The following is a 12,330-nucleotide window of genomic DNA, read 5'->3' on the forward strand; positions in this document are numbered from 1 at the left end:
GTTTCATCGCATGGACACCCTCAATCACTACATCGGCATGGCGCAGGACTGGTTGTTCGAAACCGCCATCCAGCCGCTGCTCTACCATCTCGGCTTCGCCGGCGCGCTGGAAGACGCCTACGACGCCACGCTGTGGCTGCTGGCCGGCATCTGCCAGATCATCGTGCTGGTGTGCCTGATCGGCCCGCTCCAGCGCTGGCGGCCGGTGGAAAAGGTGCTGGACCGCAAGGAGATCCGGCTCGACGTCCTGTACACCGTCATCCACCGCCTGGGCCTGTTCCGCGTGGCGCTGTTCTTCACCATCGATCCCCTCTGGGACAGCGTGTTCGGCCAGTTGCACGTCTGGGGCCTGTCCACGCTCCAACTGGACAACCTGTGGCCCGGCGTCACCGACAACGCGCTGGTCAGCCTGGCGGTCTACCTGCTGATCTTCGACCTGGTGGAATACGTTTACCACCGCGCCCAGCACAACGTCGAATGGATGTGGCAACTGCACGCCGTGCATCACAGCACGCGGCAGATGACGATGTGGAGCGACAACCGCAATCACCTGCTCGACGATCTGCTGCACGACGCGGTGATCGTGATCGTCTCGCAATTGATCGGCGTGCCGCCGGCCCAGTTCGTGGCCATCGTCGCCATCACCCAACTGGTGGAAAGCCTGTCGCACGCCAATCTGCGGGTGAGCTTCGGCCGCATCGGCCAGCGCCTGCTGGTCGGGCCCAAGTTCCATCGCGAGCATCACGCCATCGAGTACGAAACCACGCCCACCGGCAAGGTCATCGGCAACAACTACGCCGTGCTGTTCCCGATCTGGGACATCCTTTTCCGCACCGCCTATTTCAAGGGCAACTACGGCGCCACCGGCATCGCCGACCAGTTGCCGGAAGGCGGCGGCCGCGACTATGGCCGCGGCTTTTTCGCGCAGCAGTGGCTGGGATTCAAGCGCCTGGCTGGCGTATTCCGGCGCCGGCCGCGCGGGGCATGACGATCTCGAACGCCGTCCCGGTCTCCGGGGCGGAGGTGGCGCGCACCGTGCCGCCGTGCGCGTCGACGAATTTCTTCACGATGTAGAGCCCCAGGCCCAGGCCGTTGCGCGAGACGCGGCTTTCCACGCTGGCCTGGAAGGCATTGAAGAGATTGGGCAACTGCGCCGGCGGAATCACGCCGCCGTTGCGCACGCGCACGACGATGCGGTCCGCCTGGCCGCCGTCGATGTCCACCGACACCGGCGCTTCGGCGGTGCCGTGCTGCAAGGCGTTGCCGATCAGGTTGGACAGCACCTGCGAAAACCGGTCGACGTCGACCGTGCCCACGGTGTCGCCCCGCGCGGCCAGCTCGACGCGTTCGCGCTGCCGGGGATCGGCGATTTCCTCGATGATGGCCTGGCAGGCCTCGCGGTAGTCGGCCTGGGCCGGCTGCAGCACCAGGCCATTGGAGCGGATGCGCGCCACGTCCAGCAACTGGTCCACCATCCTGGCCATGCGGCCGGCGCTGAACTGGATGCGGCGGGCGTTGGTCGCCACCTTGGGATCCTCGCTGGTGCGCAGCAGCAGCTCCGAGCCGTGCAGGATGGCCGACAGCGGCGTGCGCAGGTCGTGGCCCAGCACGGCGGTGAACATCTCGTTCAGCGTCAGGGCCTGGCGCAGTTCCTCCAGTTGGCGGGCCAATTGCTTGCGCTGCGTGTAGAGCTCGACGAAGACATTCACCTTGCTGAGCAGGACGTCGGTGTCGATGGGCTTGTACATGAAGTCCACCGCGCCGGCCTCGTAGCCGCGGAAGTGGGCCTCGCGCTCGTGCGTGGCGGCGGTCAGGAAGATCAGCGGCACCGTGCGAGTGCGGTCGCTGCCGCGCACCAGCTCGGCCAGCTCGAAACCGTTCATCTGCGGCATCTGCACGTCGACCAGCGCCAGCGCCACCTCGTTGGCCAGCAGCAGCTCCAGCGCTTCCACGCCGGAATTGGCCTTCAGCACCGTGATGCCCGGCCGGCTCAGCAGCGCCTCGAAAGCGACGAGGTTCTGCGCGATGTCATCGACGACCAGTATGTTGATGTTCTCGGTCACGGCTAACGATCCCCTGATTCATGCAGCATGGTATGGGTATGGGCCAACGCGGCCAGGCTGCGCGCGAGCGCGGCCGGCCCGGCGACCAGGTCGGCGCCCGCCCGTTCGATGGCGAAGGACGGCATGGCGGGGGCGTCGGCGCTGGCGGGGTCTTGCACCCAGGCGCGGCCGCCCATTTGGCGCACGGTCTGCAAGCCATCGGCGCCGTCGGCGCTGCCGCCCGTCAGGACGATGGCGAGCAGCCGTTCGCGATACGCGATGGCCGCGGACTCGAACAGCAGATCGATGGACGGCCGGGAGAAGTTCACGGCGTCGTCCTGCGACAGCGCGAAGCTGCGATCCGGTTCGACCAGCATATGGTAGTCGGGCGCCGCGAAATATACCGTACCCGGCTCGATGGGGGCCTTGTCCTCCACTTCCCGGACGGGCAGGGCGCAGCGTGGCGTGAACAGCGTCTCCAGCAGGCTGTCGCGGTCCGCCGGGATGTGCAGCACGATGGCCAGCGCCGCCGGAAAATCCGCCGGCAACGCGCCCAGCAGCGTGCTCAGCGCCTCGACGCCGCCGGCGGAGGCGCCGATGGCGACCAGTTCGACGGCGGGCCGCGGAACGGAGGCGGATGCGGGGGAGGGCTGGGACGTGCTCATATACGCTGGTAGATTCTTTCGTTGCGGTCCAGTTCCACGAACTGCGCCGCCTGGCGGGTGTAGCGCAGGCTTTCCTTGGCGCCCAGGCCGAGGAAGCCACGGCGCACCAGGGCTTCGTGGAACAGCGCCGTGGCGCGGTCCTGCAGCTCGCGGTTGAAGTAGATCAGGACGTTGCGGCAGGAAATGAAGTGCACCTCCGAGAATACGCTGTCCGTGGCCAGGCTGTGGTCGGCGAAGACCACGTGCTCGCGCAGGCTGCGGTCGAAGCGGGCGTCGTGCAGATTGGAGGTGTAGTAGTCGGACAGCGATCCCGTGCCGCCGGCCGCGCGGTAGTTCTTGCTGAACTGGGCGATGCGGTCCAGCGGGTAGATACCCGATTCGGCGGCGCGCAGGGCGTCGGGATTGATGTCGGTGGCGTAGATCAGCGCGCGCGACAGCAGGTCTTCTTCGCGCAGCAGGATGGCCAGCGACCAGACTTCCTCGCCGCTGCTGCACCCGGCCACCCACAGCTTCACCGACGGATAGGTCTTGAGCACCGGCACCACCACCTCGCGCAAGGCGCGGAAATAGGAGGGGTCGCGGAACATCTCGCTGACCTGCACCGTGAAGAACTGCAGCATCTGCGCGAACACCGCCGGCTGGTGCAGCACCTTCTCCTGCAACTGCGAAATGGTGGCGCAGTCGAAATGCTCCATGGCCTGCTGCACGCGCCGGCGCATCGACGAAACGGCGTAGCCGCGGAAGTCGTGCTGGTAGCGCAGGTACACGCCCTCCAGCAGCAACTTCAGTTCGATGTCGAAAATGGCGTCCATGGCGGCGGTTCGGCTTACTTGGGCATCCACACGCGGCACAGCGAGACCAGCTTGTCGATGTCGATGGGCTTGGCGATGTAGTCGTTGGCGCCGGCGTCCAGGCAGTTCTTGCGGTCGTCGACCATGGCCTTGGCCGTCAGGGCGATGATGGGCAGGTCGCGCAGGGCCGGCTGCTTGCGGATTTCGCGGGTGGCGGTCAGGCCGTCCATCTCCGGCATCATCAGGTCCATCAGCACCACGTCCACCGCGTTGTCGCGCGCCAGGAAGTCCAGCGCCTCGCGGCCGTTGCGGGTGACGATGACCTCGGCGCCCAGCGGCTCCAGCACGCTGGACAGCGCGAAGATGTTGCGCACGTCGTCTTCCACCAGCAGGATGCGGCGGCCCTCGAAGACCGCGTCGCGCTGGCGGGCCTGCAACAGCAGCTTCTGCTGGTCCGGCGGCAGGGAGGCCTCGACCCGGTGCAGGAACAGCGTGACTTCGTCCACCAGGCGCTCGGGCGACTTGGCGCCCTTGATGATGATGGAGCGGGAATAGCGCCGCAGGCGGGTTTCCTCGTCGCGGGTCAGGGCGCGGCCGGTATAGACGATGACGGGCGGGAATGCGTACTTGTCGCCGCTGGCCATCTGTTCCAGCAGGTCGTAGCCGGACGCGTCGGGCAGCATCAGGTCCATCACCATGCAGTCGAAGGTGTGCGCGGCCACCTGCTCCAGCGCCTGCGCCACGGTGCCGCACATGGTGATTTCCACGTCGTCGGCGCGCAGCAGCAGGGCGATGCTTTCGCGCAAGGTGTCGTCGTCCTCCACCACCAGGATGCGGCGCGCGCGCGTGCGCAGCTTTTCTTCCACCTTGGCGAAGGCGGCGATCAGTTCCTCGCGCGCCACCGGCTTGACGGCATAGCCCACCGCGCCCAGCTCCAGCGCGGTCTGCATGTGGTCGGCCACCGAAATCATGTGGATGGGAATGTGCCGCGTGGCCGGGTCGTGCTTGATCTGGTCCAGCACGCTCAGCCCGGACTGGTCGGGCAGGCCGACGTCCAGCAGGATGCCCGAGGGGCGCAGTTCGCGCGCCAGGCGCAGCGCGTCCGCGCCGTTGGCGGTCAGCACGCAATCGAACTCCTGTTCGTGCGCCACCTCGTACAGGATGTCGGCGAAGCGCTGGTCGTCCTCGATCACCAGCAGCAGGCGGTCGAAGCGGCGGGCCTGGACATCGCCGCGCGGCGCCGCGGCAAGGGGCGCGGCCGCGTCGGCATCCGCGGCCGCGCGGGCGTCGTTGGCGGCGTGCTCGCGCCTCGCTTCGGGGGCCGGCGGCTTGCCGGCGTCCATGCCGGAGGCGGCCGGCGTCGCGCGCGTCGCCAGGGCAGGGGTGACGCGCGCCGCGGGCTGGCCCGGCGCCGGCAGCAGGTCCGCCGCGGCTTCCCGCGCTTCCTCGCCCGCGCCCGCGGGGGCGGCCGACGGCGCGATGGCCGTCTGGTCCAGTTGCGTGCTCACTTCGGCCGTGAAGATGCTGCCCTTGCCGGGCGTGCTGCTCACGCGCAGTTCGCCGCCCAGCAGGCGGGTCAGTTCGCGCGAGATCGACAGGCCCAGGCCGGTGCCGCCGTATCTGCGGCTGGTGGTGCCGTCCGCCTGGCGGAAGGCCTCGAATATCACGCCCTGCTGGTGTTCCGGGATGCCGATGCCGGTATCGGCGATGGCGAAGGACACGCGCGCGTCGCCGGCGCCCGCCACGGTCAGCGTCACCTCGCCCTGCTCGGTGAACTTGAAGGCATTGGCCAGCAGGTTCTTCAGCACCTGCTGCAGCTTGCCGCGATCGGTGACCAGCATCGGCGGCGCGTTTTCCTCGACGATCACGCGAAAGCCCAGGCCCTTGCTGGCGGCGATGGGCTCGAACATCTGGCGCACGGCCTCCAGCACGCCGTTGAGCGCGACCGTGCCCGTGTCCATATCGACGTGGCCCGCCTCGATCTTGGACAGGTCCAGGATATCGTTGATCAGCGACAGCAGGTCGCTGTTCGAGGCGTGGATGGTGCGCGCATAGCGCTGGATTTCCTCGGGGGCCATGGTGGCGGCCTTGGGACCGGCCAGCATCTGCGACAGGATCAGCGAACTGTTCAGCGGCGTGCGCAGCTCGTGCGACATATTGGCCAGGAATTCCGACTTGTAGCGGTTGGCGCGATGCAGTTCTTCCGCGTTGAGCTCCAGCGCGTGCTGGGCTTTCAGCAGATCGCGTTTCTGCCGTTCCAGCCGCGCGGTGTGTTCCTCCAGTTGGGCGTTGCTCTGGATCAGGTCGCCTTGCTGCTGCTCCAGCCGCTGCTGCGATTCGCGCAGGGCGCGGCCCTGTTCCTCCAGTTCCTCGTTGGAGACCCGCAATTCCTCCTGCTGGGTCTGCAGTTCCTCGCTCTGGCGTTGCGTTTCCTCCAGCAGGTCGCGCAGGTGTTCGCGGTACATGGCCGAGCGCAGCGCCACGCCGATGTTCTCGCCGGCGTTGGCCAGCAGGGTCAGCACCTCGGAGAAATCGCCCTGGCGCACGAACGCCAGTTCGATGACGCCCTGGATGCGCCCTTCGGCGCGCACCGGGGCCAGGATCAGCGTGCGCGGCTGCGCCTGCCCGACCGTGGAGCGCACCGCGGCGTAGTTGTCGGGCACGTCGCGCACCACCAGCGGCTCGCCGTGCGAGGCGACTTCCCGGGCCAGGCTGGCGCTGGCCGGCGTGTCGTTGCGTTCGCAGGCGAAGCCGCCGATCCAGACCAGGGCGCCGCGTTCCAGCCGGTGGATGGCGCCGAGCTGGGCGTCGGCATAACGCGCCAGCGCATACAGGGCGTTGCGGCCGACGTCTTCCACGTTCTGTTCGCCCAGCAGTTCCTTGGAAACGCTGGCATTGCCCTCCTGCAGCCAAGCCAGGCCCTGCGCCTTCAGGCGCGCGCCGATCACCTGCATCGCCAGCGTGGCGGTGGCGAAAATCGTGATCACGCCGAAGCTGCGGTTGATCACGTTGCGCAACTGGATATCGTTGCCCAAGGGGAGAAAGGCGCCGGCGATCACCAGGGTCATCTCGATGATGGCGACGACGATGGGCAGGTACTTGTTGCGCTGGAAGACACTCAGCGTGACCGGGATGATGTAGAACACCCAGACCGCAACGCCCAGTTGCGTGACCACGTCGACACCGAAAATCAAGGCGCTTAGCGCGGCGATGCCGATCAATATCGGCATATCGTCTTTGTTTTCAGTGTGCATGGGGACGCGGGGAAAAAAGGGGCTGATTGGACAAATGCCAGGAATAGTACCGCACGTTACTTACTGTATCGGCAAAAATCGCGCCATCAGCAAGTAGCGTGCCTGGCTGCGGCCCGCATCTATTCCTCGTCCCGGGAAGCCGTGCGCGTCGTACCCTCCGCCGGCGGCAGGTGGACGTGATGATGCTTCTTTGTCCTTGCGCCGATGTACTTGTCCAGCTTGTGCAGGGCGCTGAGGATGATGAAGGCCAGCAGGGTGGAGAACAGCGCGGTGGCTTCGCGCCCCATGCCGGCGGCCACGCCGATGGCGGCGGTCAGCCAGATGCTGGCGGCGGTGGTCAGCCCCTTGATCTGTCCTTCCTCGCTCATCTTGATGATGGCGCCGGCGCCCAGGAAACCGATGCCGGCGATCACGCCTTGCAGCACGCGGCTGACGTCGCCGACGTGCATGCCGCTCTGCATGGGAATCAGCACGAACAGGGCGGCCCCCAGCGACACCAGCATGTGGGTGCGCAGGCCGGCGGGCTTGCCGCTGCGCTGGCGTTCATAGCCGAGGATGCCGCCCAGCAGCACGGCCAGCATCAGCCGGATGAAGATCCGGGTGAAGTTGGGAAGGTCTCCCAGATCGGAGAATTCCTCGCGTATCGTGTTCCAGACGACGTCCACGCTGCCGGCCATGCTGTCGTCCTTGTCCTTTTCCGGTCACGCACAGGCCGGCGTATGTTCGCAGGCCGCGAGGAAGTCCAGCAGGGCATGGTTGAAGGCCCGGGGATTGCCCAGGTTCATGCCGTGCGAGGAACCGGGAATATCCACCCGGCGCACGTTGGGCAGCAGGTTCTGCAGGACGTCCAGGATGGCCGGGTAGGGGGCGGGGCTGAGCGCGCCGCCTATCAGCAGCACCGGTTTGTCCAGCGCCCGCGCGGTGCTTTCCTTCAGCCGGTAGCCCGGTTCGCGGCCCTGGCCCAGCAAGGTGTTGGCGTTGTCGATCACCATGTCCTTGAACCAGGGCACCATGCGACGCCAGGTGTCGGGGCCGGTCACGGTGTCGATGAACAGGGCCAGGCCGCCCTCGACGTCGCCCGCGCGGATCGCGTCCATGGCGTGCCGGCGGAAATCGCCGCGCCGGTCTTCTTCGTCGCTGACCGACAGGCCGGGGTCGGCCAGCACCAGGCTGCGCACCAGCGCCGGATGGCGGCGCGCCAGTTCATAGGCGACGCGGCCGCCGCGGGAATGGCCCACCACGTGCGCCGCGCGGCCTGCGCCGGTTTTTTCCAGGAAGACTGCCATGTCCTGGACGTGCTGTTCCAGCGAGAAACCGTCGCCGTCGCCGTTCCAGCGCTCCGGCCAGTGGTGGCGCAGGCTGACGCTATAGGTCTGGTAGCAGCGCGCCAGCGGCGGCATCTGGTACTTCCAGTAGCGCAGATCGCACAGCGAACCGTGGATGAACAGCAACGGCGTGCCCTGGCCGGCCGTCGCATAGGCCAGCGCATGGTCGCCGAGGTCGGCGTGGAGGATTTCAGGCGTGAAGTCGGATCGCATCGGAAATGCAGCGTGAACGGCGGACGGCGGGCGCGGGATGCCGCGCGATCCGGCGGCGCGCGGCCGCCGGGACTCGCATCAGCGTATCACTGCAACGGATCACTGCAACAGTTGCAGGCGGCTCTTGGCCGTGGTGGCGGCCGGCGAAGTGGGATAGTCCTTGACGATGCGTTGCAGCGTGGCCTTCGCGCCGGCGCGGTTGTTCAGCTCGATCTGGCTGCCGGCGACGACCAGCAGGGCGTCGGGCGAGCGGGCATTGTCGGGCGACTTCTGCACCATATTGTTCAGTTGCTCGATGGCGCCCTTGAAATCCTTCTGCGCGTAGCGGCTGCTGCCCAGGTAGAACTGGGCGGAGGGCACGAGCTGGCTATTGGGATACAGCGCGACGAAGGCGGTCAGGGATTCGGCGGCATCCTTGTACTGGCCCTTGCGGTACAGGTCGATGGCGCCGTCGTAGGCGGATTGTTCCTGCGGATCGTTGGCGGTCGCGCTGCCGGTATCGCCCGGATTGCCGCCGCCCGCGGGCTTGTTGCCGGCGGCGGGCTGGCGCGTGGCCAGTTCCAACTGGTTCTGCAACTGCTGGATCTGCGTCTGCAGCGACTGGATCTGGTCGGCCAGTTGCAGGCGCGCGCGCACGTTCTGGTCGTTTTGTTGCTGGAGTTGCTGGCGCAGATCAAGAATGGCCTTGCGCGCATCGTCGTCGGCGAATGCGTGGGCGGGGGAAGACAAGGCGGCGAAGGCCAGGCCGGCGGCCGCTACCAGGATACGCAAAGGGGATACTCGATCGCTCATAAAAATTCCTGGGAAAGAAGGGGACCCCACAAGGCGCCGGCAGCGGGCCTGCCTCCCGGGCCGTTCCCTGCCGCGTCATGACGGTACGAGGCGGCAAAAAACAAGCGCCGGGCGGCCGATAGACCGTCCCGACGCATTGTGGGGCTATCAAATATCAGGCGTCGTTGAGATTAACGCAGATAGTTGATGTCCGCGCGGCGGTTTTCCGCGAAATCGGCTTCGGTCGTACCGGTCGACTTCGGCTTTTCCTTGCCGAAGCTGATGGTTTCGATCTGCTGATCGCTGACGCCCAGCAGCGTCATCGTGCGGCGAACCGCATCCGCACGACGCTGGCCGAGGGCCAGGTTGTACTCGGCGCCGCCGCGTTCGTCGGTGTTGCCTTCGATCTTCACGCGCTGCTGCGGGTGCGAAGCCAGGTAACGGGCGTGGGTTTCCACGAGGCCGCGATACTGGTCCGACACGGTGTAGCTGTCGAAGTCAAAGTACACCGAGCGCTGTTGCGCCAGGATGCTTTGGGGGTTGAACGGATCAAGGACCTCGCCCGAGTTGGCGGAGGAGGAGCCTTGGTTAGCGCCAGCGCCCTGACCCGCTTGATCGTCGAGAGGGACGGAGCTGCAAGCTGCCAGCGTGGCGGCAAGAGCGGCAATGGTTAGGCTTTTGGCAATGCGCGACTTCATGATAGTTCCTTTGAAGAGAGAGTCACACGTGTTATCGGGTAAATGGGCCCCAAGTTGGTTCACGTATTTCCCCATTCAGTACCGAAAGCGTCTGCCGTACGCGGCCATCGCTCGATACCCCCGCAAGGACACTACGTCCGCCTTGGATGGCGGCGTAGAGTACCTGCATTCCGTTCGGCGCGAAACTGGGCGACTGATCATCACGACCATCAGTCAGCAAAGTTTCGGTACCGGACGACAGGTTTAACGAAGCGATGCGAAACGCACCGTCGCGTCTAGCAACGTACAGGAGCGTCGAACCGTCTGGGGAAATACGGGGTGAGATGTTGTAACCGCCGTTAAATGTCAGGCGGCGCGGCTCGCCGCCGTCCAGACCTACCTGGTAGATCTGCGGGCCGCCGCTACGGTCACTCGTGAAAATGATGGAACGGCCGTCGGGCGTGAACGTCGGCTCCGTATCGATGCCCGGCGAGCGGGTGATACGGCGCAGGTTCGAGCCATCGGCATTCAGGACATAGATCTGGGACAGGCCGTCGCGGGTCAGGGCCACGGCGAGCATGCTGCCGTCCGGCGACCAGGCCGGCGCGCTGTTGTTGCCCTTGTAGTTGGCGACCGGCACGCGCGCCACCGAGGACAGCGTGCGGATGTACACCACCGGCTTGCCGGATTCGAAGCTGACGTAGGCCAGGCGGCTGCCGTCCGGCGACCAGGCCGGCGAGATGATGGGCTCGCGCGAGCGCAGGGCGACCTGCGGATTCTGGCCGTCGGCGTCGGCGACCTGCAGTTCGTAGGTGTTGCCCAGCTTCAGCACGTAGGCGATGCGGGTGGAGAACACGCCGCGCACGCCCGTGATTTTTTCGTAGATGCGGTCGGCGATCTGGTGCGCGACGCGGCGCAGTTCCTGTTCGGAACCGGAGAAGGCGACGCCGTCGAGCTGGCCCTTCTTGACCGTGTCGGCCAGGCGGTAGCGCACGTCGTAGCGGCCGTCGGCGCCGCGCTGGATGCTGCCGTAGGCGAGGAAGTCCGCGCCCTTGCCGCGCCAGTCGTCGTAGCTGACGGGGCTGTCGACGTTCAGGCCGGCGCCGGCGGCGTTGATCAGGCGGAACTGGCCGGTGCGGTTGAGGTCGGCGCGGATGACGTCGGCCAGGGCGCGGCCATGGGCGTCGTCCACCGCGAAGTCGGCGATCGCGACGGGATATTGGGTTGCGCCGGTGCCGGAAATGTCCACGCGCAGTTGCGCGTGGGCCGGCCGCCCGACGAACAGGGCCGCCAGCAACAGCAGCAGGCCCAAGGCATACATCCGCAACGCGGCGTATTGCGCAGGTCGGCTAGAGACGGGGGTCATGAATAGCAATCTCCTGTCAGTCGTACATTCGATAAATTACGTCGATCAGCGGCTCGTACCGTCCCGTCGAAGGCTTGGGGAACGGATTGCAGCGGCGGATTCCGGTTTCGACCGCACGGTCGAAACCCGTGTTGCCCGAGGAGCGCGTCAGGGTCAGCCCCGAAACGCTTCCATCCGAACGTAACTGTACCCGGTATTCGGCCGTCGGATTCTGCGAACCGGCCCGCGGCGGTGTCGGATAGGACACGCCCGGCTGGATGCAGGCGCGGACCTTGGCGCCATAACCGTCGTCGCGTCCGCCGCCCGCCTGATTGCGGTCCGCCGTACCGTTCGGTATACCGGCCGCGCCCATGGCGTCGTTGCGGAAAGCGTCGCGCAGCGCCTTGTCCGCCGCGGCCTTCTTGGCGGCAGCGGCCTTTTCGGCGGCAGCCTTTTCAGCAGCCGCCTTTTCGGCAGCCGCTTTTTCCGCCGCCGCCTTGTCGGCCGCGGCTTTATCGGCGGCGGCCTTCTTGGCGGCGTCGTCCTTGGCCTTCTTCTCGGCCGCGGCTTTGTCCGCCGCCGCTTTTTCGGCGGCGGCCTTGTCGGCGGCGGCTTTCTCCGCGGCCGCCTTGTCCGCGGCCGCCTTCTCGGCCGCGGCCTTGTCGGCAGCCGCCTTTTCAGCGGCCGCCTTCGCGGCGGCGGCTTTCTCGGCGTCCTTGCGTTCCTGCTCCAGCTTGGCCTTTTCCTTCTCGGCCGCTTCCTTGCGCTCCTGTTCCAGGCGCGCCTTTTCCTTGGCCGCTTCCGCGGCCTGGCGATCCTTCTCTTCCTGCTCTTTCTTCTTGCGCGCTTCTTCCAGCGCGATCTCCGGATCCGCCTCGTCCTTGGGCTGGGCCTGCGGCGTCGGCGTGGGCGGCGGGGGAGGGGGCGCGGGCTTGGGCGGCGGCGGCGGGGTTTCCGGCTGCGGCTGGGGCTGCGGCTTGGGTTGGGGCTGCGGAGGCGGCGGCGCGGCGTCGGGCGTGTCGCCCTTGGCCCACAACTGCACCTGCACCGGTCCGGGATTCTCCGTATGCCAATTGATGCCGAAGATGAGCACCAGGAACAACAGCAGGTGAGCCAGCAAAGCCAGCCCCAGCGCCTTCCAGTTGTCCTGGGCAGGCGGGCGCTCGGGCGGACCGCTGTGGTGTTTGATGATCGGAGGAGGCGTCATGAATATTGCAGTGGAAGGTTCGACCGGCGGCGCGCGGCGG

11 protein-coding genes are annotated in these 12,330 nt (G+C 66.9%); 1 reads left to right on the forward strand and 10 read right to left on the reverse strand.

Translation table 11 applies throughout. The features are described from left to right. The first annotated feature begins 10 nt into the window (after positions 1-10). Positions 11-988: a sterol desaturase family protein gene (locus CAL29_RS04845; protein ID WP_094851817.1), complete on the forward strand. Its 978-nt coding sequence runs from the start codon at positions 11-13 to the stop codon at positions 986-988. Here CAL29_RS04845 and CAL29_RS04850 read toward each other — a convergent pair. The 10 genes from CAL29_RS04850 to tolA all read right to left on the reverse strand — a co-directional run bounded on the left by CAL29_RS04850 (position 942) and on the right by tolA (position 12,290). After that, positions 942-2,063, reverse strand: a complete 1,122-nt coding sequence (locus CAL29_RS04850) for a hybrid sensor histidine kinase/response regulator (RefSeq protein ID WP_094851818.1) — start codon at positions 2,061-2,063, stop codon at positions 942-944. The genes CAL29_RS04845 and CAL29_RS04850 overlap by 47 nt on opposite strands. 2 nt (positions 2,064-2,065) lie before the next feature. Next, entirely contained in the window at positions 2,066-2,707 is a 642-nt protein-coding gene (locus tag CAL29_RS04855; protein WP_094851819.1) for a chemotaxis protein CheB, read from the reverse strand. Continuing rightward, positions 2,704-3,519: a CheR family methyltransferase gene (locus tag CAL29_RS04860; RefSeq protein WP_094851820.1), complete on the reverse strand. Its 816-nt coding sequence runs from the start codon at positions 3,517-3,519 to the stop codon at positions 2,704-2,706. The genes CAL29_RS04855 and CAL29_RS04860 overlap by 4 nt, the downstream gene beginning before the upstream one ends. 14 nt (positions 3,520-3,533) lie before the next feature. After that, a complete protein-coding gene (locus CAL29_RS04865) occupies positions 3,534-6,728 on the reverse strand; it encodes a response regulator (RefSeq protein WP_256977195.1) in 3,195 nt (1,064 codons plus the stop codon). A gap of 143 nt (positions 6,729-6,871) precedes the next feature. Next, complete coding sequence (locus CAL29_RS04870; protein WP_094851822.1) at positions 6,872-7,429, reverse strand: MgtC/SapB family protein; 558 nt, start codon at positions 7,427-7,429, stop codon at positions 6,872-6,874. A 24-nt stretch (positions 7,430-7,453) separates the two neighbouring features. Continuing rightward, complete coding sequence (locus CAL29_RS04875) at positions 7,454-8,290, reverse strand: alpha/beta fold hydrolase (protein WP_094851823.1); 837 nt, start codon at positions 8,288-8,290, stop codon at positions 7,454-7,456. Between the two features lie 99 nt (positions 8,291-8,389). Continuing rightward, the gene (gene ybgF, locus CAL29_RS04880; protein ID WP_094851824.1) at positions 8,390-9,082 is read right to left on the reverse strand and encodes a tol-pal system protein YbgF; all 693 of its coding nucleotides are present in this window, start codon (positions 9,080-9,082) and stop codon (positions 8,390-8,392) included. Between the two features lie 170 nt (positions 9,083-9,252). Continuing rightward, on the reverse strand, positions 9,253-9,759 hold the full coding sequence (gene pal / locus CAL29_RS04885; RefSeq protein WP_094851825.1) for a peptidoglycan-associated lipoprotein Pal: 507 nt from the start codon (positions 9,757-9,759) through the stop codon (positions 9,253-9,255). Positions 9,760-9,790: 31 nt separating this feature from the next. Further along, positions 9,791-11,104, reverse strand: coding sequence for a Tol-Pal system beta propeller repeat protein TolB (gene tolB, locus CAL29_RS04890; RefSeq protein WP_094851826.1), 1,314 nt, complete (start codon positions 11,102-11,104; stop codon positions 9,791-9,793). A 16-nt stretch (positions 11,105-11,120) separates the two neighbouring features. Continuing rightward, positions 11,121-12,290 (reverse strand): cell envelope integrity protein TolA, encoded by a 1,170-nt coding sequence (gene tolA / locus CAL29_RS04895; protein WP_094851827.1) that lies wholly within the window; start codon positions 12,288-12,290, stop codon positions 11,121-11,123. Positions 12,291-12,330 lie beyond the last annotated feature (40 nt).

The organism is Bordetella genomosp. 10, from assembly GCF_002261225.1.
Classification (GTDB): domain Bacteria; phylum Pseudomonadota; class Gammaproteobacteria; order Burkholderiales; family Burkholderiaceae_B; genus Bordetella_C.

Bases quoted from the DNA above. Each gene is read 5' to 3' on its own strand.
- CAL29_RS04845 (WP_094851817.1), top strand. From the start codon at position 11: ATGGACACCCTCAATCACTACATCGGCATGGCGCAGGACTGGTTGTTC.
- CAL29_RS04855 (WP_094851819.1), bottom strand. From the start codon at position 2,707: ATGAGCACGTCCCAGCCCTCCCCCGCATCCGCCTCCGTTCCGCGGCCC.
- CAL29_RS04860 (WP_094851820.1), bottom strand. From the start codon at position 3,519: ATGGACGCCATTTTCGACATCGAACTGAAGTTGCTGCTGGAGGGCGTG.
- CAL29_RS04865 (WP_256977195.1), bottom strand. From the start codon at position 6,728: ATGCCGATATTGATCGGCATCGCCGCGCTAAGCGCCTTGATTTTCGGT.
- CAL29_RS04870 (WP_094851822.1), bottom strand. From the start codon at position 7,429: ATGGCCGGCAGCGTGGACGTCGTCTGGAACACGATACGCGAGGAATTC.
- CAL29_RS04875 (WP_094851823.1), bottom strand. From the start codon at position 8,290: ATGCGATCCGACTTCACGCCTGAAATCCTCCACGCCGACCTCGGCGAC.
- ybgF (WP_094851824.1), bottom strand. From the start codon at position 9,082: ATGAGCGATCGAGTATCCCCTTTGCGTATCCTGGTAGCGGCCGCCGGC.
- pal (WP_094851825.1), bottom strand. From the start codon at position 9,759: ATGAAGTCGCGCATTGCCAAAAGCCTAACCATTGCCGCTCTTGCCGCC.
- tolB (WP_094851826.1), bottom strand. From the start codon at position 11,104: ATGACCCCCGTCTCTAGCCGACCTGCGCAATACGCCGCGTTGCGGATG.
- tolA (WP_094851827.1), bottom strand. From the start codon at position 12,290: ATGACGCCTCCTCCGATCATCAAACACCACAGCGGTCCGCCCGAGCGC.